The following is a 320-nucleotide window of genomic DNA, read 5'->3' on the forward strand; positions in this document are numbered from 1 at the left end:
AGCCGTACCGGAAGGTGCGGCTGGATCACCTCCTTTCTAGGGAGATACATTCTTAGAGAGAAAACACTTTAACTCGAATAGAGGGCAGGAGCCCGTCCGGTGGATGTCGCCCGGGGGAAGTCCCCGCAGCACCCGGTCCCCGGGGTCGCACCCGCGTACCTTGAGAGCCGCATAGCGATAGGAGAGAGATGGAAGATCATTCTTCCAGACTCGATTCTTTTCTGCGATTTATCAGACAGAATGATAGCAATCATTCATCCGATCCAAACAAGAAGAATTCACTTATAAATGAGTGAGGAGCATCTGATCGCGAGCACAGT

Source organism: Collinsella sp. TF10-11AT (assembly GCF_003437565.1).
Classification (GTDB): domain Bacteria; phylum Actinomycetota; class Coriobacteriia; order Coriobacteriales; family Coriobacteriaceae; genus Collinsella.